22 protein-coding genes are annotated in these 24,100 nt (G+C 49.6%); 12 read left to right on the top strand and 10 right to left on the bottom strand.

Annotation, left to right across the window (positions count from 1 at the left end; genetic code table 11):
• Positions 1-5: 5 nt before the first annotated feature.
• The 6 genes from leuB to mutS form a co-directional block, all read right to left on the bottom strand.
• Positions 6-1,103: a 3-isopropylmalate dehydrogenase gene (leuB, locus tag AC2T0J_RS00480; RefSeq protein WP_489808250.1), complete on the bottom strand. Its 1,098-nt coding sequence runs from the start codon at positions 1,101-1,103 to the stop codon at positions 6-8.
• Positions 1,104-2,663, bottom strand: a complete 1,560-nt coding sequence (leuA, locus tag AC2T0J_RS00475) for a 2-isopropylmalate synthase (RefSeq protein WP_489808249.1) — start codon at positions 2,661-2,663, stop codon at positions 1,104-1,106. It lies immediately after the preceding gene.
• Positions 2,664-2,984: 321 nt separating this feature from the next.
• Positions 2,985-3,677, bottom strand: a complete 693-nt coding sequence (locus AC2T0J_RS00470) for a hypothetical protein (RefSeq protein WP_489808248.1) — start codon at positions 3,675-3,677, stop codon at positions 2,985-2,987.
• Positions 3,678-3,740: 63 nt separating this feature from the next.
• Positions 3,741-5,033: a phosphopyruvate hydratase gene (eno, locus tag AC2T0J_RS00465; RefSeq protein ID WP_489808247.1), complete on the bottom strand. Its 1,293-nt coding sequence runs from the start codon at positions 5,031-5,033 to the stop codon at positions 3,741-3,743.
• A gap of 61 nt (positions 5,034-5,094) precedes the next feature.
• Positions 5,095-6,726, bottom strand: a complete 1,632-nt coding sequence (gene pyrG, locus AC2T0J_RS00460; RefSeq protein WP_489808246.1) for a CTP synthase — start codon at positions 6,724-6,726, stop codon at positions 5,095-5,097.
• 221 nt (positions 6,727-6,947) lie between these two features.
• The gene (gene mutS / locus AC2T0J_RS00455; protein WP_489808245.1) at positions 6,948-9,566 is read right to left on the bottom strand and encodes a DNA mismatch repair protein MutS; all 2,619 of its coding nucleotides are present in this window, start codon (positions 9,564-9,566) and stop codon (positions 6,948-6,950) included.
• A 35-nt stretch (positions 9,567-9,601) separates the two neighbouring features.
• Between mutS and AC2T0J_RS00450 the strand changes: the two genes are divergently transcribed.
• Positions 9,602-10,129 carry a CinA family protein gene (locus tag AC2T0J_RS00450; protein ID WP_489808244.1) on the top strand — a complete coding sequence of 176 codons (528 nt, stop codon included), beginning with the start codon at positions 9,602-9,604 and terminating at the stop codon, positions 10,127-10,129.
• 161 nt (positions 10,130-10,290) lie between these two features.
• Positions 10,291-11,322 carry a recombinase RecA gene (gene recA / locus AC2T0J_RS00445; protein ID WP_489808243.1) on the top strand — a complete coding sequence of 344 codons (1,032 nt, stop codon included), beginning with the start codon at positions 10,291-10,293 and terminating at the stop codon, positions 11,320-11,322.
• 690 nt (positions 11,323-12,012) lie between these two features.
• Here the strand turns inward: recA and AC2T0J_RS00440 are convergent.
• Together AC2T0J_RS00440 and AC2T0J_RS00435 are read right to left on the bottom strand one after the other, a co-directional pair.
• Positions 12,013-12,324 carry an EscU/YscU/HrcU family type III secretion system export apparatus switch protein gene (locus tag AC2T0J_RS00440; RefSeq protein ID WP_489808242.1) on the bottom strand — a complete coding sequence of 104 codons (312 nt, stop codon included), beginning with the start codon at positions 12,322-12,324 and terminating at the stop codon, positions 12,013-12,015.
• A complete protein-coding gene (locus AC2T0J_RS00435; RefSeq protein ID WP_489808241.1) occupies positions 12,321-14,612 on the bottom strand; it encodes a hypothetical protein in 2,292 nt (763 codons plus the stop codon). Before AC2T0J_RS00435 ends, AC2T0J_RS00440 begins: the two co-directional genes overlap by 4 nt.
• Before the next feature lie 235 nt (positions 14,613-14,847).
• Here AC2T0J_RS00435 and ccmA point away from each other — a divergent pair, with 235 nt between their 5' ends.
• From ccmA to AC2T0J_RS00385, 10 genes are read left to right on the top strand one after another with little or no spacing between them, the layout of a single operon-like run.
• Positions 14,848-15,477, top strand: a complete 630-nt coding sequence (ccmA, locus tag AC2T0J_RS00430; protein ID WP_489808240.1) for a cytochrome c biogenesis heme-transporting ATPase CcmA — start codon at positions 14,848-14,850, stop codon at positions 15,475-15,477.
• Positions 15,474-16,142 carry a heme exporter protein CcmB gene (gene ccmB / locus AC2T0J_RS00425; RefSeq protein WP_489808239.1) on the top strand — a complete coding sequence of 223 codons (669 nt, stop codon included), beginning with the start codon at positions 15,474-15,476 and terminating at the stop codon, positions 16,140-16,142. Before ccmA ends, ccmB begins: the two co-directional genes overlap by 4 nt.
• Positions 16,142-16,900, top strand: coding sequence for a heme ABC transporter permease (locus AC2T0J_RS00420; RefSeq protein ID WP_489808238.1), 759 nt, complete (start codon positions 16,142-16,144; stop codon positions 16,898-16,900). The genes ccmB and AC2T0J_RS00420 overlap by 1 nt, the downstream gene beginning before the upstream one ends.
• Positions 16,890-17,120 (top strand): heme exporter protein CcmD, encoded by a 231-nt coding sequence (gene ccmD / locus AC2T0J_RS00415; protein WP_489808237.1) that lies wholly within the window; start codon positions 16,890-16,892, stop codon positions 17,118-17,120. The genes AC2T0J_RS00420 and ccmD overlap by 11 nt, the downstream gene beginning before the upstream one ends.
• A 5-nt stretch (positions 17,121-17,125) precedes the next feature.
• Positions 17,126-17,596 (top strand): cytochrome c maturation protein CcmE, encoded by a 471-nt coding sequence (gene ccmE, locus AC2T0J_RS00410; RefSeq protein ID WP_489808236.1) that lies wholly within the window; start codon positions 17,126-17,128, stop codon positions 17,594-17,596.
• Positions 17,593-19,590, top strand: a complete 1,998-nt coding sequence (locus tag AC2T0J_RS00405; RefSeq protein WP_489808235.1) for a heme lyase CcmF/NrfE family subunit — start codon at positions 17,593-17,595, stop codon at positions 19,588-19,590. The genes ccmE and AC2T0J_RS00405 overlap by 4 nt, the downstream gene beginning before the upstream one ends.
• A complete protein-coding gene (locus AC2T0J_RS00400; RefSeq protein ID WP_489808234.1) occupies positions 19,587-20,186 on the top strand; it encodes a redoxin family protein in 600 nt (199 codons plus the stop codon). Before AC2T0J_RS00405 ends, AC2T0J_RS00400 begins: the two co-directional genes overlap by 4 nt.
• Complete coding sequence (locus AC2T0J_RS00395) at positions 20,183-20,626, top strand: cytochrome c-type biogenesis protein (RefSeq protein ID WP_489808233.1); 444 nt, start codon at positions 20,183-20,185, stop codon at positions 20,624-20,626. The genes AC2T0J_RS00400 and AC2T0J_RS00395 overlap by 4 nt, the downstream gene beginning before the upstream one ends.
• Positions 20,626-21,852, top strand: coding sequence for a c-type cytochrome biogenesis protein CcmI (gene ccmI, locus AC2T0J_RS00390; protein ID WP_489808232.1), 1,227 nt, complete (start codon positions 20,626-20,628; stop codon positions 21,850-21,852). The genes AC2T0J_RS00395 and ccmI overlap by 1 nt, the downstream gene beginning before the upstream one ends.
• Positions 21,849-22,706, top strand: coding sequence for an MlaA family lipoprotein (locus tag AC2T0J_RS00385; RefSeq protein ID WP_489808231.1), 858 nt, complete (start codon positions 21,849-21,851; stop codon positions 22,704-22,706). The genes ccmI and AC2T0J_RS00385 overlap by 4 nt, the downstream gene beginning before the upstream one ends.
• A gap of 38 nt (positions 22,707-22,744) precedes the next feature.
• Here AC2T0J_RS00385 and galE read toward each other — a convergent pair whose 3' ends face one another.
• Positions 22,745-23,764 (bottom strand): UDP-glucose 4-epimerase GalE, encoded by a 1,020-nt coding sequence (gene galE, locus AC2T0J_RS00380; protein WP_489808230.1) that lies wholly within the window; start codon positions 23,762-23,764, stop codon positions 22,745-22,747.
• On the bottom strand, positions 23,761-24,063 hold the full coding sequence (locus tag AC2T0J_RS00375; protein WP_489808229.1) for a DUF6170 family protein: 303 nt from the start codon (positions 24,061-24,063) through the stop codon (positions 23,761-23,763). The genes galE and AC2T0J_RS00375 overlap by 4 nt, the downstream gene beginning before the upstream one ends.
• Between the last annotated feature and the right edge of the window lie 37 nt (positions 24,064-24,100).

Below are 24,100 nucleotides of genomic sequence, written 5' to 3'. Positions count from 1 at the left end.
AATAATTACTCCTGATCTAAAATGGATTTAACAATGGCGTCGCCAACCTGCGTGGTAGATGCGGCCTGGTCGCGTTTATCGGCTGGTAATAATTCACCGGTTAAAATACCGGCTTCCAGCACATCAATAACGGCTTTGTCGATAGCGTCCGCAGCTGCTGACTGGTTTAGGCTGAAACGCAGCATCATCGAAGCAGACAGAATCTGCGCGATAGGGTTAGCGATTCCCTGTCCGGCGATATCCGGCGCTGAGCCACCGGCTGGCTCATACATTCCAAAACCTTCTTCGTTAAGGCTCGCAGAAGGAAGCAGTCCCATGGAACCGGTGATCATGGCACATTCGTCTGAAATGATGTCACCAAACAGGTTGGAACACAGCATCACATCAAACTGAGCCGGATTTTTCACCAGTTGCATGGTGGCGTTATCAATATAAATGTGGTCAAGCTCGACTTCGGGATAGTCTTTGGCTACTTCTTCGGCCACTTCCCGCCATAAGCGACTGCACACCAGTACATTGGCTTTATCGACGGATGTAACGCGTTTATTGCGTTTCATGGCGGCTTCAAAAGCGCTAACTGCAATACGACGTATTTCACGCTTGGAGTAGCGCATGGTGTCGAAAGCATATTCTTCTTCACCTTCGCCATCACGGCCTTTGGGCTGACCAAAGTAAATACCACTGGTCAGTTCGCGGATAACCAATACATCAACACCGCTGGCGGCAATATCCTTACGCAGGGGAGAGAGGTCTTCCAGACCGTTGTAAATCTTTGCCGGGCGCAGGTTACTGAATAAATCAAAATGGCTGCGCAGAGTTAACAGTGCCGCTCGCTCCGGACGTTGCTCCAACGGCAGGGTATCCCACTTAGGGCCGCCAATAGAGCCAAACAGAATGGCATCAGCCTGTTCACAGCCCAGCAGCGTTTTGGCTGGTAGCGCTTCACCTTCGGTATCAATGGCGTAACCGCCAACAGGATAAGCAGTACGGTTAAAGGTGATGGCAAACTTCTGTTCGATGGCATCCAATACTTTATTGGCTTCCTGCATCACTTCCGGGCCGATGCCGTCACCGGCAAGCACGGCAATGTTAAACTGGCTCATTTATACTCCTGTTACGCGTTCTTGTTGGTTCTTCTGCTGATCAATCTGGTCAGCAAGGTGGGTGTTGTTTAAAACGAAAATCAGCGCTTTAACACCGGCTTCAACGATATCCGTGGCCAGGCCCAAACCATGGAAACGGCGACCCTTGTATTCAGTGATAACGCTAACCGACGCCAGTGCATCTGCACCTTCGCCTTTGGAATCTAATTTAAAGTCGACCACTTCCAGGTCGTTATGCCCCAGCATCGACATAATGGCTTTGTACGAGGCATCCACCGGACCGTTACCGGTCTCACAGCGGGTGACCAGTTCATCACCGATTTTTAACTGCACGGTGGCGCTGGGGATAATCTCTTTCCCTGACGTGGCGTGCAAATAGGTTAACTGATAGTGCGCCTGATCGTGTTTTTGTTGATCGAAAAACAGCAGCGCCTCTAAATCATAATCGTAAACCTGACCTTTTTTGTCGGCCAGATGCAAAAATGCCGAATAGATGGCTTCTAAATCGTAATCCGTATCTTTATAACCCAGCTCTTGTAAGCGATGCTTAATTACGTGACGTCCGGAACGAGAGGTCATGTTAAGGTTATTTTTGTTAATGCCAACACTTTCAGGCGTCATAATCTCATAGGTATTTTGCGCTTTTAAGACACCGTCCTGATGGATACCCGAAGAGTGACTAAAGGCATTTGCACCAACGATCGCCTTATTAGCCTGAACTGGCATATTGCACAGTTGGCTGACCAGCTTCGAAGTCCGGCTGATCTCTTTGCTGTTGATGTTAGTGTTAAGGCCATACAAGGCGTGGCGGGTCTGCAGGATCATGGCGATTTCTTCCAGCGAGCTGTTACCTGCGCGTTCACCAATACCGTTAATGGTCGCTTCTACCTGACGGGCACCATTTTCAATTGCCGCCAGTGAGTTGGCTACTGCCAGCCCTAAATCGTTATGGCAGTGAACAGAAATCGTTGCTTTATCAATGTTAGGCACACGTTCGAATAACTGACGAATAATGCCGCCGAACTCGGTAGGTGTGGTATAGCCTACGGTATCCGGAATATTGACCGTAGTGGCACCGGCTGCAATCACTGCCTCGACCATACGGGCCAGGTAACCAATTTCGGTACGCCCGGCATCTTCACAGGAGAACTCTACGTCGTCGGTGTAGTTGCGAGCGCGTTTAACCGCGGCAACGGCCATCTCGACTACGTCATCCTGAGATTTTCGTAATTTGTTGTTGACGTGAATTTCGGATGTAGCGATAAACGTATGAATGCGGAACTGGTCTGCCACTTTCAGTGCTTCGCCGCAGGCATCAATGTCGGCTGGTACGGCGCGTGATAAACCCGCAACCGTTGAGTTTTTGATTTCTTTGGCAATCATTTGCACAGATTTGAAATCACCTGGCGATGACACCGGAAAGCCTGCTTCAATGATATCAACGCCGAGACGTTCAAGAGCCAGTGCGATCTGCAGTTTTTCTTTTACACTTAAACTGGCTGGCAAGGCTTGTTCGCCGTCACGCAAGGTCGTATCAAATATTTTTACCTGATTCGTCATGGCTGTCTCTCGTTGATTTTAGTTAAAAAAAAACCCGTGCTGTGCACGGGTTTTATATATTGATTCGATGGTCGCAATCTACCCGTGCAATCTGGCTGCCATAAGGAGTAGAAGAGATAGAATAAACGTACGCGGCATTAATGAAACCTGTTTTCTGCTGCATGAGCGACCTTTCCGATGCCCGATAATTTACAGCCTGAACCGCAGCAGGTCAACCACTGATTCTGATTTTCGGTATAAATTTTAGTTATAAATTACTGGTTGAGGCAAAAAATAGGATAAGATTTCCCGTATATGGCAGATATGAGATAATTGTTTCAGTTAGCGAGGTTCCGGAGATTTCACCTCATTGAATTTTTTCCAGTTGAGGGTACTCGCCAGAAGAATTTCGCGCAATGTTAGTCTTCGCGGCGAAATACGCCCCTTATGGTTCCAGCTATGGCCACAGCATGCTGCGGTGATGATTGCTTTTGATGGTTTAAGCAGGGTCAGGGTGATATGTGCTCTATTGGCAAAGCGTGGGGGACTCTCGACCTGCGTACCACTGTAATCGAACCAGCCAAATTTATTGGTATGCAAGGTTTGATTCTCGGCTTGCACACGGTCGATAGAATCAATCTCAATATGTTCATTATCGAATTCCTGTACCCGAACAGGAACCACCAGGCCAATCTGGGCAAAATTGTTAAACCAGGATTGGGTTTCGCTGATATCGCTTTTGCGAGCCGGGCTTTTGGCAGCTTGTTTGGCCTGCCAACTGGCATTGTGTTCATCCAGTTCCAACGGCACGGCCTTGGCCGCCAGAAAACGAGCTGTGCGTCTGACATGGTGGCTCAGGCCGGCAATACGACGACGCAGTAAACTGGTTTGGTTGGGGCCTTGCTGGGCGATAAGCGCAAGTTCGCGCTCATATAAGGCGTTGCACAACTCAGCGATGATACGTTGGGATGTGTCTGACTCGACTGCATTGAAGAAGTCGGATTGAGGTGACGCTGGGTCGGACGAATGCGCCATTAGCGTTTTGTTTGTAGGGACAGCATCAAAAAACTGGCGGGCACTGCTGCCCGCCTGCTTTGATTACTGACCTTTAATTTCGCTACGGCCGTTGTAAGCTACGTTGCCAGCCAGCGCTTCTTCGATGCGCAGTAACTGGTTGTACTTAGCTACACGGTCTGAACGACACAGGGAACCGGTTTTGATTTGGCCGGCTGCGGTACCTACTGCGAGGTCGGCGATGGTGGCATCTTCGGTTTCACCTGAACGGTGTGAGATAACGGCAGTAAAGCCTGCATCTTTGGCCATCTTGATCGCTTCTAAGGTTTCGGTCAATGAACCGATTTGGTTGAATTTGATCAGGATAGAGTTACCGATACCGTTTTCAGTACCACGCTTAAGGATCTTGGTATTGGTGACGAACAGGTCGTCACCAACCAATTGCACTTTGTCACCAATTTTCTTGGTCAGGCTGGCCCAGCCGTCCCAGTCGCTCTCGTCAAGACCATCTTCGATAGACACGATTGGGTACTGTTCACACAGCGCTGCCAGGTAATCACCAAAAGCTTCAGAATCAAATGACTTGTCTTCACCAGACAGCACGTATTTGCCTTCTTTGTAGAACTCAGAAGCGGCACAATCAAGCGCCAGGGTGACGTCATCGTTCATTTTGTAACCGGCTTTTTCTACCGCTTCAACGATCACCGCCAGAGCTTCTGCGTTTGAGCTCAGGTTAGGCGCAAAGCCACCTTCATCGCCAACGGCTGTATTCAGTCCTTTAGCACTAAGTACTTTCTTCAGGTTGTGGAAAATTTCAGCACCCATGCGCAGGGCTTCTTTAAAGCTTTTCGCGCCAACCGGCTGAACCATGAACTCCTGGATATCAACGTTGTTGTCGGCGTGCTCACCACCGTTGATGATGTTCATCATCGGTACTGGCATTGAGTACTGGCCTGATGTACCGTTAAGGTCGGCAATGTGCTCGTAAAGTGCAACGCCTTTCTCAGTAGCCGCGGCTTTGGCGACGGCTAGTGATACGGCCAGGATCGCATTAGCACCCAGGTTTTCTTTGTTTTCGGTACCGTCCAAATCGATCATGGTTTTGTCGATATCAGTCTGAGCGACCGGATCCATGCCAATCAGGGCCGGTGCGATTTTCTCGTTTACTGCTGCTACGGCTTTTTCTACACCTTTACCCATGTAGCGGCCTTTATCGCCGTCGCGTAATTCCAGTGCTTCACGAGAACCGGTAGAGGCACCAGAAGGTGCGCAGGCGCGACCCATAACACCTGAGTCTAAATATACGTCCGCTTCTACCGTGGGGTTACCACGAGAGTCCAGAATTTCACGTCCAATGATACGCGAGATCTTCGCCATTTTTTTCTTCCTCAACAATAATAATGGCACTGCGGGAGTAATCAGCGCCGGGTTCTATAAATTAATGGTTCTCTTTCTGATACGCCTGCGCCGCTGCAACGAAACCGGTAAACAGTGGATGGCCGTCGCGGGGAGTTGAAGTAAACTCCGGGTGGAACTGACCGGCCACAAACCACGGATGATCCGGGATTTCAATGACCTCGACAAGGCGTTTATCGGTGGACAAACCACTGACCTTAAGGCCTGCTGCTTCGATTTGGTCTCGCAGGTTATTGTTCACTTCGTAGCGGTGACGATGGCGCTCGTAAATCTCTTCGCTGCCGTATGCTGCGTGTACCTTGCTGCCAGGGATCAGATGGCACAACTGACTACCCAGACGCATGGTGCCACCCAGATCGGATGATTCATCACGGGTTTCCGTGCTGCCGTCTGAGTCCAGCCATTCGGTGATCAAACCCACTACCGGATACGGTGAGCTGGGGTCAAATTCGGTACTGTTGGCTTTTTCCATGCCTACTACATTGCGAGCAAATTCGATCAGCGCTACCTGCATGCCTAAACAAATCCCTAAGTAGGGTACTTTGTTTTCGCGGGCATAACGGGCTGCCGCAATCTTACCTTCGATACCGCGTTCACCAAAGCCGCCAGGGACCAGAATGGCATCCAGGTTCTCAAGGATTTGGGTACCTTTGGATTCAATGTCCTGTGAGTCAACATAATGGATATTCACCGTCAGGCGGTTTTTCAGGCCAGCGTGCTTAAGCGCTTCGTTAACAGACTTGTAGGCATCCGGTAATTCAACGTATTTACCCACCATACCGATGTTAACCTCACCCACCGGGTTAGATTCTGCATACAGCACCTGTTCCCACTCGGTAAGATCGGCTTCCGGGCAGTCCAGACGGAAACGATCAACCACCAGTTGATCAAGGCTCTGCGCTTTCAGTGCCGCCGGGATACGGTAAATGCTATCCACGTCTTTTAAGGAGATTACGGCTTTTTCAGCCACGTTGGTGAACAAGGCAATCTTAGAGCGTTCTGAGGCTGGCATAGCACCTACCGAACGGCACACCAGAATGTCAGGTTGAATACCAATTGAACGCAACTCTTTCACGCTGTGCTGAGTTGGCTTGGTTTTCAGTTCACCAGAGGCAGGCATGTAGGGCACTAAGGTTAAGTGCATAAACATGGCATGGTCACGACCCACTTCGGTGCCCAACTGACGAATGGCTTCAATAAACGGTTGTGACTCGATATCACCCACGGTTCCGCCTATTTCTACAATCGCCACATCGTGACCCTGTGCGCCTTCGATAACGCGGCGTTTAATTTCGTTGGTAATGTGTGGAATAACCTGAATAGTGGCTCCCAGGTAATCACCGCGACGTTCGCGACGCAGTACCTCTTCGTAAACCCGTCCTGTAGTAAAGTTGTTGCGTTTGGTCATCCGGGTGCGAATAAAACGCTCGTAGTGACCTAAGTCGAGATCTGTTTCTGCTCCATCATCAGTTACAAAAACCTCGCCATGCTGAATGGGGCTCATGGTACCAGGATCAACGTTAATATACGGATCCAGCTTAAGCATGGTCACGGTGAGACCGCGTGCTTCAAGGATAGCGGCAAGGGATGCAGCAGCAATGCCTTTACCAAGCGATGAAACAACACCACCGGTGACGAAAATATAGTTTGTCATGCGAAACCTAAGACGTTGGGTTATATTTTTGGGTAAAACGTTGTTTTTAAACAACACTGTAGACGGCGCAACAGTATACCCAATATGGTGCTTTCACACAATTATAACAGCTCTAAAAGATACTGTTTCCTGGTGTTTTATACAAGGGGACTGATTTTAAACGACTTCCGTTTTACGGAAGCCGTTTAACCGGGTTTGAAAAAGCGGGCGTTTTGGTAATTTTACGATTTTAGCTGTTTGAGTTCATAAATTAGCGCTAAGGCCTGTTTTGGCGTAAGTTCATCGGGATCGACATCCTCAAAAGCCTGTTCCAGGGCGCTGGTTCTGGCAGGCAATTCAATAGGTTCCTCAGGCAACAGGCTCTGCTGGGCAGGCGCTGCGGCAAGTGTTTGCTCGCTGGCCGATACCGTGTGCTGACTTTCGAGGGTTCGAAGCCGGGTTTTCGCCGCGCTGATCACGGCTTTGGGAACACCAGCCAGCTGCGCAACCTGTAAACCATAGCTCTTGCTGGCCGCTCCCACTTCAACGGAATGCATAAAGCGAATGGTATCATCGTGTTCAACGGCATCAAGATGTAAATTCTGTACCCCGCTTAGTGTCTGAGTAAGCTCTGTGAGCTCAAAATAATGGGTGGCAAATAACGTAAATGCCTGTAACCGGGTGGCCAGATATTCGGCGCAGGCCCAGGCCAGTGATAACCCGTCGTAGGTACTGGTACCGCGGCCAATCTCATCCATCAACACCAGCGAAAAGGGCGTAGCGTTGTGCAGAATATTAGCGGTTTCGGTCATCTCGACCATAAAGGTCGAGCGGCCGGAGGCCAAATCGTCTGAGGCGCCGATGCGGGTGAATATTTTATCCACCGGGCCGATTTCGGCGGACTCTGCGGGTACGTAACTACCAATATAAGCCAGTAACACAATCAGTGCCGTCTGGCGCATAAAGGTGGATTTACCGCCCATATTCGGGCCGGTAATGATTTTAATCCGGGAGTTCGTATCCATGTTAAGCGGGTTGGGAATAAACGGTGAATCCATCACGTATTCAACCACAGGATGGCGGCCTTGCTGATAAGTAACGCCTGGCACGTCGGACAGTGTGGGGCAATGATATTCCAGGGTTTCAGCACGTTCTGCCAGGGTGATCAGTACATCAAGCTTTGCCAGTGCGGCAGCGCTGCTGATCAGGGCATCAAGCTGCGGGTTGACTAAGTCGAAAAGCTCCTCATAGAGGCGTTTCTCCAATGCTAGCGCGCGGCTTTGCGAGGTAAGCACTTTATCCTCATGCTCTTTTAGCTCTGGCGTGATGTAGCGCTCATTATTCTTTAAGGTCTGGCGGCGGATATAACTGGCAGGCACCAGATGACTGTTGGCCCGGGAGACTTCGATAAAGAAGCCATGCACTTTATTGTAGCCTACTTTAAGTGTGCTGATGCCGGTTTGCTCCCGCTCACGGGTTTCTATCTGGCGTAGCAGCTCGGTGGCGCCATCGGATAAGTCACGCAGCTCGTCAAGTTCGGCATTATAGCCAGGGGCGATTACGCCGCCATCGCGGATCACCACCGGCGGGTTATCGATAATGGCGTTATTCAGTAAGTCTGACAGTTCGGGGAATTCGCTGATTTGCTTACTTAAACTCTTAATAAGCGGCGCGGTAAACAGGCTCAGGCCTTGTTGTAATTCCGGCAGACTGGTAAGCGCATTGCGCAGCCGGGCAAAATCCCGCGGACGTGCTGAGCGTAGCGCTAAACGCGCCATGATCCGCTCGATATCACCAATCTTCTTTAACTGACTGGTAAGCGTTGGGTAGTCGCCGTTAAGCAAGTCGCCGATAGCTTGCTGACGGGCGATTAGTTCGTCTCGATCGGTAATCGGCGCGTGCAGTAAACGTTGTAATAGTCGGCTACCCATCGCGGTGGCGGTATTGTCTAACACGGCGAACAGGGTGTGTTCGGTGCCGCCGGATAAATTGCGCGTTAGCTCTAGATTTTTGCGCGTTGCAGCATCAAGTTGAACGCGGGTAGATTGCTGCTCTAGGGTGATAGCGCGAATATGTGGCAAAGCCGTGCGCTGGGTGTCTTTAACATATTGCAGAACACAACCCGCGGCACTGATAGCCAAGGTGATATTGGCTAATCCAAAGCCGGTGAGTTCCCGGGTGCCAAACTGATGGTTCAGCTGTTGCTCTGCGGTTTGTTGATCAAACTCCCATTCAGGACGGCGGCGCAGACCTTTAATATGATCAATCTTTGATAGCCAGTCAAAGCCCTCGGGATACAGCAATTCGGCCGGGTTGAGGCGCTGTAACTCGGCACTTAACATGTCACTGCCGGTAAACTCACTGACTAAAAAGCGGCCGCTGGTGATATCCAGCCAGGCCAGTCCGAACTGATCTTTTACACTGTAAACGGCAGCCAATACGTTATCCTGCCGTTCGTCCAACAGTGCTTCGTCGGTTACCGTGCCGGGGGTGACAATGCGTTGTACCTGGCGTTCTACGGGGCCTTTACTGGTGGCCGGATCGCCAACCTGTTCGCAAATTGCCACCGATTCGCCCATTTTCACCAACCGTGCCAGATAACTTTCTACTGCATGGTAGGGCACTCCCGCCATTGGGATGGGCTCGCCGCCTGATTTACCCCGGGCCGTAAGGGAAATATCCAGCAGCTCGGCCGCGCGCTTAGCGTCGTCATAGAACAATTCATAAAAATCGCCCATGCGGTAAAAAAGTAAAATGTTAGGGTGCTGCGCCTTTATATTCAGGTATTGGCGCATCATTGGCGTGTGTGATTCCAAGAATGCCTCAGCTTGCTGGTTGCTTGCGATTGTGGTTTTGACCAATAATACGGTCTCAGTATTATGAGTGTATTATTCCTATGAGTCAGTCATTTTCAACTTTTTCGAGACAGCAACTGGATATAAACGTCTTAGCTGAGCAGATTTTGGCCGTTGGTGAGGCACTCCGGCATAAACGTTGGTCGGTTTCCTGTGCGGAATCCTGCACCGGCGGGGGAGTAGCCTATGCCTTAACCTCCGTGGCCGGCAGCTCCGATTGGTTTAATCAAAGCTATGTCACTTATTCAAATCAGGCAAAACAGGCATTGGTTAATGTCAGTAGTGAAACCCTTGATAATTTTGGTGCGGTGTCGGCAGAGACTGTGTGTGAAATGGCAAGGGGGACAGCACAGCAGTCTGGTGCTCAGTGCTGCGCAGCAATTAGCGGCATAGCGGGACCGGGCGGCGGCAGTGAAGAAAAACCGGTGGGTACTGTATGGTTTGGCTTTTACTTAAATGGGGTAACCGATACAATTCGCCGCCAGTTTGACGGCGACCGCGAAGCGGTTCGTACCCAGGCGATTGAGTTTGTTATTGCTACACTGCACCACAGACTAGTTGCAGAATAAACCAGACATGATGAAATAAAGAAAAGGCAAAATGCATATTGCACTGTATAACCATACAGTATATTATGCAGTCATTATTTTACAGATGCCTAGCTTACCGGCAGTATTAGTAAAAGCAACTGCGGATAACGCAATCAGAACAGAATAACGAGGGGTTTTCGGTGGACGACAACAAATCTAAAGCACTATCGGCTGCGGTCGGTCAGATTGAAAAGCAATTTGGTAAGGGCGCTATTATGCGTCTGGGCGACAACCAGGCAATGGATATCGAGTCTATTTCTACCGGCTCGTTGAGTATTGATATTGCATTAGGGATCGGCGGTTTACCTTGTGGCCGGGTGGTTGAGATCTACGGTCCTGAGTCATCAGGTAAAACAACCTTAACCCTGCAGGTTATCGCTGAAGCACAGAAAAAGGGCAAAACCTGTGCGTTTGTGGATGCCGAACATGCGTTGGATCCGGTGTATGCCGAAAAGCTTGGGGTAAACATTGACGATCTATTGGTATCCCAGCCGGATACGGGTGAGCAGGCACTGGAAATCTGTGACATGCTGGTTCGCTCTGGTGCCGTCGATGTAGTGATTGTGGACTCGGTAGCAGCTCTGACACCTAAAGCCGAAATCGAAGGTGATATGGGTGACTCACACGTTGGTTTACAGGCGCGGTTAATGTCGCAGGCGCTGCGTAAACTGACCGGTAATATTAAGCGTTCTAATACGCTGTGTATTTTCATCAACCAGATTCGAATGAAGATTGGTGTAATGTTCGGTAACCCGGAAACCACTACCGGTGGTAACGCACTGAAGTTCTATTCTTCAGTTCGTTTGGACATTCGTCGCATAGGCTCAGTAAAAGAGGGCGACGAAGTGGTGGGTAATGAGACCCGCGTGAAAGTCGTTAAAAACAAAGTGGCACCACCGTTTAAACAGGCTGAATTCCAAATTATGTATGGTGCCGGTATCAGTAAAGAAGCTGAGCTGATTGATTTGGGTGTTAAGCAAAAGCTGGTTGATAAAGCCGGTGCCTGGTACAGCTATAACGGCGACAGAATTGGTCAGGGTAAAGCGAACGTGGTGAAATTCCTTAAGCAAAACCCGGATATCGCTAACGATATTGAAACCAAGATCCGTGCAGAATTACTGTTATCGAAAAATATTAAAGCTGACGATGTAGAGCCTGAAGACGTGCTTTAATGTAACAGTGACTTTTTTCAACACCCGTTGGAAACCCCCTATAAGCCTAACTTATAGTTTTGCCCATCCATTTGGATGGGCTTTTTTATATGACAAATAAGGTGTGGGTATTCGCGGACCATGGGTTTACAGTATCTTCACAGTTTATAAATCTTAAGTGTTTGTTTTTATTTTATTATTCTTGACACCCATCGACATTCAGGCGTTACGCTGATTGAGTTCATCGCAGTGATTATTCTAATTGGAGTGCTTTTTGTTACCGTTTTATCGCGGTTTGTCGACTTTCAGGATGATGCTCATGTTGCGTCTGGACAAGGGACCGGTACAGCTTTTGATTCTGCGATTAAGCTCGCCCTCCTTAAATGGGCCATCAATGGTAATTCAGGACCTGTAGGTAACCTTGATTGGTAAGGGAACGATGAAAACCACCAGGATTTAAAGGCAAGTGGATTGCCTGCACAAAGTTATCTGCTTTATGAAGTGAGTCCGATGTTAAATAATGCCTGAAATTGTACATCGGTATGAAGCGCCGCTTTAATTGGATAGATCACCAACCATCGTACAGGATACTTCTGGTGATTATCAGGCCGTTTGCAGTGCTAACGCGTGTATCTTCTATCTGGTAGTATAACCTGGCTATTCAATATTCTATGACCAGGAGACGGGCGAAGTGTCTGTCGATAGCACCTTCTAAATTTTCTCTTCGATGCCGGGAAATGCCTGTTTCCAGTTCTCTGGCACTTTGCCCTGCAATACGTACGAATAAGCCAGTAATTCGGCGATAACATAGTATAAGGGTTCCGGAATCGACTGGCCGAGATCAAGGGTAGTAAGAAATTCACTTAAATAGGGATCTTCATGAATCAGCACGCCATTGGCTTTCGCACTGGCGATAATTGCTTCGGCTAGATCATCATAACCTTTAGCGATAACCGTTGGTGCCTGTGACGGTTCGGCTTCATTATATTTAATGCCAACGGCGCGTTTACTTTTACGAGTCATGCCTGAGTCTCCAGTATCTGATAAGGCCGGTTAGCCAGCGTCTCGGGTATCTTACCCAATTGCAGTTTGTGTTCCTCAACAGTTAACCCAAGTTGTTTAAAGCGTTTGAGTAAAAAGGGCAGGGTTACGCACACCTTTTCGAGCAGAGCCTGGTTTGACGAATAAATATCAAGATAAAGCTGTTCATCACGGATTTTCGCTTTAGTGAGCAGTTCTCCCTGCTCACCGATATCGAGCTTCATGGTGAGGTGCCATTGCGTTTGAGCCGTGTCGTTTTGTTGTTCCGGCTGTCGTTCACGCTCACGACGGATTAGCAGTTCAGCCGGTTTTTGCTGGGGTAATAATCCGGGCAGCACATAATAAAAGCTATCATTGCCTTGTAACGTTTGCTCCATATTCCCAAGCTTGGCACTTTGGTGGCCGGCTAGTAACCCTTTAAGCTGCTTGAGCAGGTTTTGCTGGCTGTCGAGTTGGGCAAATTCCCTGACCTGACGCCCGGTAATTGAACCTAGCAGGCTGTTTGGTGAATTGCCTTTCGGTGCAGTCGCTCGTTGCCGATTAAGCGCCTGATCGATATCCTCATGGGTTTTAAAGTGTCTGCCAAGCAGTGACAACTGTAATAGCTGAATCAGGCCGTTTAAAAAGCTCTGTCCTGGCGGCGGTGATGAAAGTGTTAGCGGAGACTGAAGCCAGGCCGGCGAAGTGATTAGTTGTTTCAGTGCCGAGCTCAGTAGGGCTGAGTCGGTGCTATTTCTCGCTGCAGCCGGCTCGGCTGAACCACCCAATTCGGGCTGGAGCTGTGATGGCTCTGCTGTTGGTAATTTGTTGTTTGTTGAAAGGTTCAACTGTAACTGTTCAATCACCGAGTTGATGGGTCTGGCAAGGGCTGGATTAGCACTAGCGAACTTTTGCAGCGCGGTGGTGAGTACACTAAGACTGACTTGCGACGATTCCGTATTACTGACATTAATCCTATTTGCTGATCGTATGAATTGCGCCAGAGCTGTTTGGACCTCAGCTGGAAGCTGCGCCAGTTTATGTTTCGCGATACTTTCTACTTCTGTCGGTATCGCAGGCTTATCCAGCTCGTTGTTTATGGTTGCTGAATGGAACATTGCCTGCTGGGGTTGTCTGCTGTCCGTTTTCGGCATACCGGCGCTAAGCCGCGAAGATGATGTTTGCTGCACTGATTGCCTGGTGGTTATTTCAGGCTGTGCGGGTAAAGGCGTAAAAGTGACCTGAGGGATACTCTTGGCGGTAGTACTTTGAATATTTAGCTGCCCAGTTTGCTGTGGGCTAATTTGGGGCGCTAATCGGCTCATGGGCTCGGTTGATGTTGTACTGACCGCTAGTAGCTGTGTCTTATAGCCGGTGATGGTAACTTCACTGCCTTTAATACTCACTGTTGCAGGTAGCATCGGACTCAGCTGCTGAAATGATTTTGTCGCTGCAGGCGATAGTGACTGAGTTACCCAATTGGCTAGTTTAGGCGGCTCTACGTTGAGAGGCATTTGTTGGGTAATCGCCTGAGTGAGCTTACTGGCAAGGGGCGAATTCACCGGCACGTTAACACTTCGTTGCACACTAGTCAGGATACTGGCACCAGGAGCAGGCGCACTGGCTTGTGCTGTCGTTGCAGATGGGGAAGGCGGGGTTATTTGCACCTTTAACTGATTTTGCCGCGATGAAACGGTCAGTGATACTGTTGCCGGTAAAGCCGCTTTGTTCGCGGAGGGACTGGACAACGCTGCATCGCTATGCCTGGCCGCTTTCGCTAACGGAATATCGATAATCAATGGCCGCGCTGTGCCGGCATTGACCCTTATTGAGGTATTGTCTTGTTGGATAACCGTGGCCTGCAGCGTGACCGGCGCAGTGAAAGAGCGGGTTAATGCCGTCATAAGTGACTGAAACTGCACCTGGGATACCCGTTGGTGAATGGTTTCCGGCGATATTTTGAGTAACGCTGGTAATGCCGCAGCTCCGGAATGCGGCGGCAACACAGTTTTAAACGGGACGGAGGAACCCTGCGGCGGTTGGATCGGTGCTTCAGTGGGCAGGCGCACCAACAGCAAGCTTTCTGCGCTGGACACGCGCACGGCAGGACTAACCTGCAGTAGTTGCTGGTTTGTAGCCATGAATACACTGGCAATATTAACCGGTGACGCCCTGGAGGCCTTTTCCGGTCCGGCAGATGTTGTCGACATTTTTGCTGCGGTAGTGGCGGCAGCCTGCACAGGCTGTAAAACCTGAGCAATTCTGGCTATTGTCTGGGTTTTTGTCGCCACACTTGATGACTCTGCAGTATTGACTCGACTGCTCTCGGAGCTTGCTTGTGGGGGCAGATTGGATGATTGCATAAGTCGTTATCGGCAGACAGTTTCAACAGTTAAGTATAATGTCAATCATGCCAAAGATTGAAATAGATCAGAAATTTGCCGATCCGCCCTTTGGGTAAGATGCGAAGCGGCTGGTTTATGATAGAATGCGGCGGATTTTTTTGCTAACAGAACGGGATACATCTTGGCAGGACTTGCAGCAGACAATTTAACCTGTATTAAACGTGACAGAGTGTTGTTTTCTGACCTGTCGTTTAGCTTATCGCCCGGTCAACTTATTTACCTGCGGGGTCCCAATGGCGCAGGTAAAACAAGTTTGTTACGGATCTTAACCGGTTTGTCAGCGCCAGAGGGCGGCCAGCTACTGCTAAATGACGAGCCGCTGGATAAAGTGCGGGATAGGTTTAATCAGCAACTGATCTATGTGGGCCACAAGGCAGGTATTAATGGTGCACTAACTGCTATGGAAAATTTGCGCTTCTGGTGTGCACAGCACGGCACTGATTTTGTTGCACAGCGGGCCTATCAGGTGCTTGCAAGGCTCGGACTGGTAGGGCTCGAAGATGTGCCGGTAAGGATACTTTCAGCCGGTCAACAGCGACGGGTCGCCCTTTCTCGTTTATGGTTGAAACAAGCGACCTATTGGATCCTTGACGAGCCGTTTACCGCGCTGGATACCGATGGCATTGAATTGCTCGAAACGCATATGCGTGAGCATGTTGCCAATCAGGGTGCCATTATCACTACCTCGCACCAACCTTTGAGTGAACAGGCCGGCCCATTTACTGAGTTAGTGCTGGAGTATCAGCTATGAATACGTTGATAAACGGTATCTTTAAGCGGGATATGGCGCTGGCTTTTCGCCAGCGTTCTGAGCTGGCGCAACCACTGATGTTTTTGTTAATGGTTATTACCCTTTTTCCCCTGGGCATTGGACCAGGGCCGGTAACCTTGCAAAAGATTGGTCCGGGTGTGATATGGATTGCGGCGATCCTGTCCTCATTGCTGGCCATGGAACGTCTGTTTCGTGACGATTTTTGGGATGGTTCGCTGGAACAATATATGCTGAGTGGCCAGTCTGTCGCGGCAATTGCCGCGGTTAAGGTAATGGTTCACTGGTTGGTGAGCTTCTTCCCTTTGGCGCTTTTTTCGCCGTTATTGGCACTATTTTTAAACCTGACGGTCGATATGTATATCGCGTTAATGCTGACCCTGATACTGGGCACGCCGCTTCTTTCGCTGGTGGGCGCGATAGCGGTCGGATTAACGGTAGGATTACAGCGAGGCGGAGTACTGCTGGCACTTCTGCTAATACCGGTTTTCATTCCGTTATTGATATTTGCCACCTCGGCGGTAGATTCTGCGGCACTCCAATTACCTTACCGGGCACAACTTGCTATTATTGGCGCCATGCTGATGCTGGCAATGGCAACAGCCCCCTTTGCAATTGCTTATGCACTTAAAGTGAGTCAAAACTGATGTGGAAGTGGTTACATCCGTATGCAAAACCTGAACGAGCGTATCAACTGTGTGTGACGCTGCAGCCCTACTTTCTCTGGCCTGGCATCTTATGCTTATTAGCCGGCAGTCTCTGGGGACTGGCCTTTGCGCCCCAGGACTATCAGCAGGGGGATTCTTTTCGGATTATTTATATTCATGTGCCCAGCGCAATTTTGTCGATGAGTACCTATGTGGCAATGGCGGTTGCCGCGTTAGTTGGCATTGTATGGCAATGGCGAACAGCTTTCATGGCCATGATTGCCATGGCCCCCGTTGGGGCTGTGATTACATTTATTGCGCTGTTTACCGGGGCCGCCTGGGGCAAGCCCATGTGGGGCACCTGGTGGGTATGGGATGCCAGACTCACTTCTGAATTAATTTTGTTATTTCTTTATCTTGGTGTGATTGCCCTATACGGCGCGTTTGAGGATAAACAACAGGCGGGTAAAGCGGCAGGTGTAATGGCCCTGGTTGGCGTTGTGAATGTGCCCATTATTCACTATTCGGTTGAATGGTGGAATACCTTGCACCAGGGCGCGACGATCAGTAAGTTCGATAAGCCTTCCATTGCGCCTGAAATGCTTTGGCCTTTATTGATCGCTTTACTGGGTTTGGCCTTATTTATTGCAGCAGTGACCGTAATGCGTATGAAAAATGAAATTATTCGGCGAGAATACCACCGCCCCTGGGTGAAAGACCTGGCGGCGCGAGCGCTCGGAGATGATCATGCAGTTTAATAGTTTACAGGACTTCCTGGCCATGGGCGGCTATGCCCTTTATGTTTGGCTGTCATTTGGTGTGTCGCTGCTGGCGCTGGTTTGGATAGTTGTCGACAGTGCCGGCACCCATAAAAAGTTGTTGCATAACGCTCGTGAAGAACAAGCGCGGCAAGCCCGCATTGTGGCGGCGCGAAAAAATCAGGCATTGCAATCTGAATCACAACAGACAGGTAGTTAAGCAGTATGAATCCAAGACGACAAAAAAGACTCGCGGCCGTTGGTGGCATTGGTTTACTGATTGTTGGTGCGATCACGCTTATGCTATTCGCATTAACCGACAATATTGATTTGTTCTACACGCCCTCTGAAATTGTCGAAGGCAAGGAAGGGGTGAAACCTACGGTCGGTCAGCGCCTTAGAATTGGCGGTATGGTGGTCCCGGGCACTGTGAGTCGGGATTCAGAATCATTAGCGGTCAGTTTTAATCTTATCGATACCGGTCCGCAGGTGACAGTGCGTTATGCCGGTATCCTGCCTGATTTGTTCCGTGAAGGGCAGGGCATTGTTGCTACTGGTATACTATTGGAATCCGGCGTTATTGAGGCCGAGGAAGTGTTGGCTAAACACGATGAAGAATATATGCCGCCAGAACTTGCTGAGAAAATGAAAGGTATTAAGCATGTTAACCCCATTCAAGGAAATACAGGCTCGTGATCCCCGAAATAGGTAATATTGCGGTCGCATTGGCGCTGGTAGCGTCTATTTTATTGTCAGTCTACCCGTTATGGGGAGCGTTCAAAGGGCACAACGCTATGATTGGTACGGCGCGCCCGCTGGCTATCGCCATGTTCAGTTTTACTGCCCTTGCGTTTGGCTGTTTGGTTTATGCGTTTATCACCGACGACTTTTCTCTCAATTATGTCGCACAGAATTCTAACAGCCGTTTGCCGGTGTATTATAAGGTCACGGCCGTTTGGGGCGGGCACGAAGGCTCGTTTTTGCTCTGGGTGCTGATGTTGTCACTGTGGACAGTGGCCGTTGCTTTGTTTAGCCGCGGTATACCGCAAATTATGATTGCGCGTGTACTGGCAGTACTTGGTATGGTTTCCGTTGGTTTCTATTTGTTTATTCTGCTGACGTCCAATCCTTTCGACAGCATGTTGCCTTATTTCCCGGTGGATGGCCGCGATCTTAACCCATTGCTGCAGGACTTTGGCATGATCATTCACCCGCCCATGCTTTATATGGGGTATGTAGGGTTCTCAGTGGCTTTTGCGTTTGCGGTTTCTGCATTACTTTCCGGTCAACTGGACTCTACCTGGGCAAGATGGTCCCGGCCATGGGTGATTGCCGCCTGGAGTTTCCTGTCTGTAGGCATTGCTCTAGGAAGCTGGTGGGCCTATTACGAGCTTGGCTGGGGGGGCTGGTGGTTCTGGGATCCGGTAGAGAATGCTTCCTTTATGCCCTGGTTGGTGGGCACTGCATTAATGCACTCCCTGGCGGTAACTGAGAAACGTAAAGCCTTCAAATCCTGGACGGTGCTGTTGGCAATCGCCACCTTCTCGTTAAGCTTACTGGGCACCTTCTTAGTGCGTTCCGGCGTGATTGTCTCGGTACACTCCTTTGCCAGCGACCCGGCCCGCGGACTATTTATTCTCGGCATTCTGGTGCTATTAACCGGCTTTAGTTTAGTACTGTATACACTGCGTGCTCAGCAATTAAAGAGTCCGGGCCGTTACCAGCTGTTTTCCCGTGAAGTATTGCTGATGGGCAATAATGTGTTCCTGTGTGCGGCAACACTGGTTGTTTTGCTGGGGACTTTATTACCGCTGATACACAAAGAGCTTGGGCTGGGCTCTATTTCCATAGGCGCCCCATTTTTTAATCAGATGTTCACGCTGCTGATTGTACCCTTTGTGTTGTTTTTAGGCCTTGGTCCATTGACCCGCTGGAAGCATCAACCGGCGTCACAGGTACAAAAAACGTTACTATTTGCCTTTGGCTTAAGCGTAAGCGCCGGGGTTTTAATTAACTATACCTACGATGCTCCAACTTACATGGCTGCACTGGGACTGGTGCTGAGCGCCTGGATTCTGATCACCACGACTTTAGAAGTGGTACAACGGGTGTCCGCCATGGATACCAGCCTCAGTGCTTTTGAACGACTACGTAAGCTCACGCCCAGTCACTGGGGGATGATCCTTGGCCATCTGGGCTTCGCTGTGACTCTGATTGGCATAACTCTGGTCAGTAATTATGAAGTGGAAAGAGATGTTCGGATGATGCCGGGCGAGTCAGTCACCTTGTCAGGCTATGAATTTGCCTTTCGCAAGGTAGAGCAGCGAACCGGGCCAAATTATACTGCGGATGTGGGTATATTTGATGTATACGAGTCGGGTGACAAGCTGGTACATCTTGAGCCCGAGAAGCGCCTGTACCTGGTACAGCGTATGCCGATGACGGAAGCCGGTATTTATTCGACGCTGTTCAGGGATTTGTTTATTGCCATGGGTGAGCCCCTCGACGATGGTGCCTGGGCGATACGGGTTTATATCAAACCCTTTGTGACCTGGATCTGGGCTGGAGCTGTAATCATGGCTATTGGCGGGATTTGCTCGATGAGTGATAAACGCTATCGCATGGCTAAAGTCGCTAAAGTGCGAACTGCGGTGCGCAGTGTAGCAAGCAGCGAGGGGGCTAAAGCATGAAAAAGTTAATGATTTTTGGCGTGCCGCTGCTGGCGTTTCTGGTGCTGGTGGTGTTTTTGTTCAGCGGCTTGTTTTCTGATCCCAGAGAACTCGACTCCCAGGTTAAAGGCAAACCCATGCCTGCTTTTTCGCTGCCGGATCTGATGAATCCCGAAACGACTTATACGCCTGAAGTGTTCAAAGGGAAGGTGACCCTACTGAATGTCTGGGGTGTGTGGTGCGTAACCTGTGCCGTGGAATTACCCTATCTGACCGAGCTCACTGAGCAAGAAGGGATCAGCATTGTTGGCTTGTATTTTGACCAGGATCTTGATCCGGAGTTTGGCACTAAAACATTAAACCGCGTGCAACAGGAAGTCGAAGAGATCACCAACCGGTTTGGTAATCCTTACCAGTTTCATATTTTCGATGTGTACCGTGATACCGCATTGGACCTGGGCGTGACCGGTGCTCCTGAACATTTCCTTATCGACCATAATGGCGTGATCCGCATGCACCATATTGGCGATATCAACGAACGTGTCTGGAACAATAAAATTGGCCCGTTATACGCTCAGTTACAACAGGAAATGGCGCAGGAGAATACAGCTGAATGAAAACAGTAATTCTGACGGTCTTATTACTTATCTCTGCATCGGCTGTGGCGACTGAGGATAGCTATGAGTTTGATACGCCGCAGCAGCGCCAGCTATTTCTGTCATTAACCGAAGAGCTTCGCTGTCCAATGTGTCAGAACCAGAATATTGCCGATTCTGACGCAATGATTGCCCATGATATGCGCCGTAAGGTATATAACCTGGTGAGACAGGGCAAAACCGGTGATGAAGTGATTGACTACATGAAAACCCGCTACGGCGATTTTATCAGCTATAAGCCACCGGTAACGCCGGTGACCATGTGGTTATGGCTGGCGCCGGTGTTATTCGCCTTACTGGCGTTTGTGATGGTTATCGTTCGACGCAAGTCGACACCGCCGGAAGATATGGCCGCTAAGTTGGCCAAAGCTGAGGCGATGTTAAAGCAGGGTGAGAAGTAATGTCGTGGATGTTTATTGGGGCTGTCGTTGTACTGGTAGCCGTGTTGGTCCTGCTGGTTGGTTTACCTTGGCTGAAGCAGCGGCCGGAACAGGAAAACCTGACCCAGGCTAACATTGCCGTGGTCAAAGAGCGTTTAAAGGAATTGCAGCGAGAAGTCGACGAAGGCTTGCTTAGTGAGCCGGATATGCGCCAGGCCAGTGACGAAATTAAGATTTCCTTGGTAGAGGAGCAGCAGGCAGAGTCTAAAGGTTCGGCAAACGCTTCTTTCGTCTTGGCTTGTGGCGCTTTATTAGCGTTGCTCGTCGGTGGCTTTGCTTATTTCAAAGCCAGTAATATTAATCATTTGCAGGATGCTCAGGCTGCGCTTGATGCGTTACCTAAGCTCAGTGCCAAGCTAGCTGATGGTCAAGGCGAAAACTTCACGCCGCAGGATTTTCAGCAGTTAACGCTGGCTATCCGTAAACGCTTGCAGGAAAACCCTGAAGACGGTCAGGGCTGGATGTATCTGGGCCGCATCTGGATGGCCCTGAGTCAGACAGAAGAAGCCTACGCGGCACTGGAGAAAGCGCTGCATTTCTCACCTGATGACGAAAACGTGCGCATGACTTATGCCCGTGCATTGATGATGAGCGATGATAAAACGCAGCTTGAAAACGCCCGGCGATTATTAGCCTCGCTGCTTGAGGGACAACAACAAAATGATAACCTGGTACTGATGCAGGCGGTCGTGGCGGGGCGGCTAGGCGACAAGGAGCTATTAGCCGATAGTCTGGCCAGGCTGGAAGGTAAGTTACCTGCTGACAGTCCTATCGCTATGCAGCTATCCGAGCGTCTCGACAGTTTGAATGGAGTGCAAGCCGCAAAAGCGGCAGTTACCGGTTTTAACCTGACTGTAGAGATCAGCGAAGAGTTGGTATCAAATCTACCAGATAGCGGGTTTTTATTTGTGTTTGCCCAGGATGCGAACAGTGATAACCGTATGCCGGCTGCGGTGTTAAGGTTACCTTTAGAGAATTTACCGTTAACGGTGACGTTAACCAGCGAGAATGCCATGGCGCCCAATTATTCATTGGAGCAGCTTTCGACAGCCCGCCTGATTGCCCGTATCTCGAAGGATCAGGAAGCACCTGCTCAACCTGGCGATCTTGAGGGCACTATGGAGGCTGCAGTGGCAAACGGTAAAGTTATCGATCAAACCATCGTAATCAACAAGGAATTAATGTGACATTATCTATACGTCGCTTTTCGTTATTTCTCTTCTTCTCTGGTGCTTTGTTTATCTCAGGTTGCGCCAGTAATAATGCCGAGCAACAAGCTGAGGTTGACGCGCCGGCAAATACTGCCAGTGCGTCATCGGAATACTCTGATCCACGCGACCCGCTGGAGAGTGTTAACCGCGTAGTATGGGATTTTAACTGGGAAATCCTCGATAAGTATCTGCTGCGTCCTGCCGCAACGACCTATGTCACCGTAGTTCCAGGGTTTGCCAGAACCGGTCTGTCTAATGCGGTAGAAAACCTTGGGGAGCCTGCTAATATGCTAAATAACCTTTTGCAGGGAAAGGTAGGGCCATCCTTCGATAGCTTTACCCGTTTTGTTATCAACTCCACAGTAGGTATTGCGGGTTTCTTTGATGTCGCGGGTGCCATGGGGTTGCAGCGTCAGGAAGAAGAATTTGGTGAAACCCTGGGTAAGTGGGGCGTAGGAAGCGGACCGTTTTTAATGATACCCGCCAGGGGGCCAAGCGATCCACGTAGTTTCACCGGGGATATTGTTGATAATCTTTATTTTCCAATGACGCTGATGACCGGCAACCTCAATGTATTGAGATTTACGGTAGGTGCTCTGGAAGCCCGTGCTCAGTTACTTGGCCAGGAGGGTCAGATCGAAAACGCCAGGGACCCTTACGAGCAGGTTAAAAACATCTATTTTCAGAATCTCGAGTTTCGGGTGACCGATGGCAAAAACCTCGACACGCAGCCAGATGAAGAAGAAGCCGAAGAGTTCGACGAATTTGAGGCACTATTTGATGATGTGGATCTGGAAAGTGAGCCACTCGATGCCGAAACGGATAATTAGATAGCTAAAACAAAGGCGCATAAAGCGCCTTTGTTATTTTAGTGGTTATAGCCCTGCGGATTTTGCGACTGCCAGTGCCAGGCATTTTTACACATATCTTCGAGGGTCTTCTGCGCATTCCAATTTAGCTCGGTCGCCGCTTTGGTTGGATCAGCATAGCAGGCTGCTACATCACCCGAGCGACGCGGTGCAATTTTATAATTGATAGGTTTGCCGCAGGCTTTTTCGAAGGCTTTAATCATTTCCAGTACTGAAAACCCCTGGCCGGTACCCAGATTATAAATATCCAGTCCCATATTGAGGCTAAGACGTTCAATAGCTTTCAAATGGCCATTGGCCAAATCCTCTACATGGATATAATCCCGCACACCGGTGCCATCCGGGGTGTCGTAGTCGTCACCAAAAACCGCTAATTGCTCAAGCTTGCCTGACGCGACTTGGGAGATGTAAGGCATCAGGTTGTTTGGGATGCCATTCGGGTCTTCGCCAATCTGACCGGAGGGATGCGCTCCCACGGGGTTGAAATAACGCAGTAATACGATATTCCAAGCTTCATCTGATTGATACAGATCGGTCAGAATGGTCTCTACCATTAACTTGGACGTACCGTAGGGGTTTGTTGGCTGGCCCGTGGCCATATCTTCACGTAACGGTAACGAAACCGGATCGCCATAAACGGTAGCCGATGAACTGAAAACGATGTTTTTGACATTGTGCTTACGCATCACATCACACAGCGCTACCGAGCCGTAGACGTTGTTTTCATAGTATTCCAGTGGCTTCTGAACTGATTCACCAACGGCTTTTAAGCCAGCAAAATGAATGACGGCATCGATGTCATGGTGCGTGAATACCTCATCGAGCTGTTCAGTATTACGGATATCTCCCTGCACAAAGGTAATGGCTTTACCAGTTAAGGCTGATACGCGCTTGAGTGATTCTTCTGAGGCATTGCTGAGGTTATCAAATACCACCACCTGATAATCCGCTTCCAGTAATTGCAATACGGTGTGGCTACCGATATAGCCAGCCCCGCCGGTGACAAGTATTGTTTTCATTGCTTATCCTTGTTTGACAACGATTCTAAATATTTAGCACTTAGTGAGTATTGTACAGGTTTCACGATAATGGGATACAACAGGAAAACCAGCAACGCCCACAGAAGTGATGTCCAGTCTGCTGCGACCCGCAGGAGTAGTGTAAAAGCCGGTACGATGACCAGCAGCTTAAGAATGTTCAGCAGGGTCTTCTCGGGAACTGTGAGCTTTTTTGCGGCCCGCTCAAGGCGACGCATACGTTCTGCCAGAGGCTGGCCAGCTAAACACGGAATACTTCTCGTTGTAAGGTATAACTTCATCTTTACCTGTCTTACTCATAAAAAAACGCCACTAGCT

Source organism: Alteromonas sp. ISO5 (assembly GCF_058105165.1).
This window is presented reverse-complemented; position numbering and strand designations above follow the sequence as displayed.